The organism is Leptotrichia sp. (genome assembly GCF_057270615.1).
The window spans coordinates 1-2,239 of sequence record NZ_DBHIXN010000113.1 but is presented as its reverse complement, the minus strand read 5'-3'; the positions used below and the strand labels follow the sequence as shown (position 1 = coordinate 2,239).

At 28.2% G+C, this 2,239-nt stretch carries 2 protein-coding genes; both read left to right on the top strand.

Translation table 11 applies throughout. The features are described 5' to 3' along the window. Positions 1 to 137 precede the first annotated feature (137 nt). Entirely contained in the window at positions 138 to 1,037 is a 900-nt protein-coding gene (rfbA, locus tag ACO409_RS10715; protein ID WP_485557117.1) for a glucose-1-phosphate thymidylyltransferase RfbA, read from the top strand. Between the two features lie 230 nt (positions 1,038 to 1,267). Further along, the coding region (locus tag ACO409_RS10710) for a mannose-1-phosphate guanylyltransferase (RefSeq protein WP_485557115.1) at positions 1,268 to 2,239 on the top strand (972 nt) is incomplete at its 3' end.

Here is a 2,239-nt window from a genome sequence, read left to right as displayed (position 1 = left end):
ATGCTAAAAGAAAACTTGAGTATGATCTGTATTATTTAAAGCATCAGGATTTTATACTTGATGTACTTATTATTATGAAGACGGCCAAGGCTGTCTTATTTGGAAAAGGAAAATAAACTAATTTAAGGAGAATTCTTATGAAGGGAATTATTTTAGCTGGAGGTAGCGGTACTAGATTATACCCTCTTACAAAATCTATCTCTAAGCAAATTCTGCCTGTTTATGATAAACCTATGATTTATTATCCTCTGTCTGTTCTTATGCTTGCAAATATAAAAGATATCTTAATAATTTCTACACCAAGGGATATTTTGCTATTTGAAAGACTTCTTGGAAATGGAAAGCAAATAGGTATAAATATCGAATATAAAGTTCAAGAAAAGCCAAACGGAATTGCTGAATGTTTTTTGATTGGAAAAGAGTTTATTGGTAATGATAATGTAGCTCTAATTTTGGGAGATAATATATTTTATGGAAATGGATTTTCAAAAGTTCTTGAAGATTCTTTTAATTACTTTGAATATCTTAAAAAAAGTAAATTAAATAATGGCGGCGCAATGATATTTGGATATCCAGTAAAAAATCCTGAAGATTATGGCGTTGTTGAATTTGATGAAAATAATAAAGTAATCTCACTGGAAGAAAAACCAATAAATCCAAAATCAAATTTTGCAGTTCCAGGACTATATTTTTATGATAATACTGTTATAAAAAAATCTGAAATGTTAAAACCATCAGAACGAAATGAGCTGGAAATAACATCTGTTAATGAACTTTATTTATCCTGCGACAAATTAAAAGTAAAAACTCTTGGACGAGGAATGAGCTGGTTTGATACAGGAACTCCAAAAGGCCTTATGGAAGCATCAAATTTTGTAGAAGCTATCCAAAACAGGCAAGGATTTTACATTGCTTGCCTTGAAGAAATTGCCTATACAAAAGGATGGATATCCAAAAATGAACTTGTCAAAATAATAAACAACCTAAAAAACTGCAATTATAAAAAATATTTGGAAAGTTTATTAGAAAATAATTAATATAAATATTAACTTAAATAATATATCAAAGGGATAGGATTCTCTTTCTAAAAACAAAAAATACTATACCAAAATAAAATTTTATAGACTTTTATAGAAAAACTAATTTAAAATCGAACTCAAAAATTATGGCTATTTTACTCAAACCCTAAGTTTATGTTTTAATAGTCCAATTTAAAATAAGTTCGAGTATATAATTGACTAAATTCAAACAAAAAGGAGGAACAATATTGACTTCTGTAGTAATAATGGCTGGAGGAAAAGGTGAAAGATTTTGGCCAAAAAGTAGAATAAATTTACCAAAACAATTTTTGTCCTTGACAGATGATGGAAAATCTATGATTCAGCATACTGTTGAAAGGGTAAAAAGTCTTGTTGATATTGAAAATATCTATGTAGTTACAAATGAAATGTATAAAAATCTAGTTCTGGAACATATACCAGATATACCAGAAGAAAACATTATCATTGAGCCTATTGCAAAAAATACGGCACCTTGTATCGGACTTGCTGCAATTCATATTGCAAAAAAAGATACAAACTCAAAAATGGTAATTTTACCTTCAGATCATCTGATTAAATTTAACGAAATCTTTATTGACACATTAAAAACAGCTTTAGATGTAGTAGAAAAAGATGATAATCTAGCAACAATAGGAATTACCCCAAATTATCCTGAAACAGGATATGGATATATCAACTTTAAAAAAGGTGAACGTTTTAAAAATATATCAAATGTTTATGAAGTATTAAGTTTTGTCGAAAAGCCAAACTTGGAAAAAGCTAAAGAATATCTGGCAAGTGGACAATATTTGTGGAACAGCGGAATGTTTGTCTGGAAAACATCAACTATTTTGAAAAACTTCAAAAAATATCTGCCTAAAATTTATGACGGCTTACAAAAAATTGGAGAATCAATAAATACCCCAAAATATGAAGATACATTAAAAGATGTATTTTCAAATCTTCCATCAGAATCCATAGATTACGGAATAATGGAAAAAGCAGACAACATTTATGTAATTCCAGGAAACTTTGGATGGGATGATGTAGGAAGCTGGTTATCATTGGAAAGAATTAATAAAACGAATCAAGATGGAAATGTAATAAATGGAAATGTAATAAGCATAAAAACAAAAAATACAATAATTCAAGGTGGAAATAAATTAATTGCAACTATTGGATTAAAAGATATAGTAATT

Excerpts from the sequence above, each read along its gene's own strand:
- rfbA (WP_485557117.1), top strand. The coding sequence starts at position 138 with ATGAAGGGAATTATTTTAGCTGGAGGTAGCGGTACTAGATTATACCCT.